General features: G+C 45.4%; 1 pseudogene. It reads left to right on the top strand.

The window, feature by feature from the left end:
• Positions 1–579: pseudogene (gene cysJ, locus R8N49_RS29080) on the top strand (NADPH-dependent assimilatory sulfite reductase flavoprotein subunit); the annotation flags it as partial.

The following is a 579-nucleotide window of genomic DNA, read 5'->3' as shown; positions in this document are numbered from 1 at the left end:
TTATCGATTCATAGTGCTTTGGTGAGTAAGTTCGAGATCACGACATCTAACCCACAGCGAGTGGCTAAGTCTGCCGAGTTATCCGGTAGCAAGAAACTACAAAAGCTGGTGGAAGATAAAGACAAGCTTCGTGAGTACTCAGCCAACACTCAAATTGTTGATGTATTCGCAGAGAAGAAAACCAAACTGACCGCGGATGAGTTGGTTGGTTTATTGCGCCGTTTGACGCCTCGTCTTTACTCTATTGCTTCTAGCCAAGCTGAAGTGGATGAAGAAGTACACCTTACCGTCGGGTTGGTTGAATATGACCACAACGATGAAAAACGTTACGGTGGCGCATCGAGTTTCTTGGCTCAACGTCTAGAAGAAGGCGGTGACGTAAAAGTATTTGTTGAGCACAACAATAACTTCAAACTGCCAGAAGATGATAATACACCGATCATCATGGTTGGGCCGGGCACTGGTATTGCGCCATTCCGCAGCTTTATTCAAGAGCGTGAAAACCGCGATGCTGAAGGTAAAAACTGGTTGTTCTTTGGTGATCGCACGTTCACACAAGATTTCTTGTACCAAGTGGAA

The organism is Vibrio sp. 1978 (genome assembly GCF_033344345.1).
Note: the sequence above shows the minus strand (reverse complement) of the source record. Positions and strands in the feature narration are given on the sequence as shown.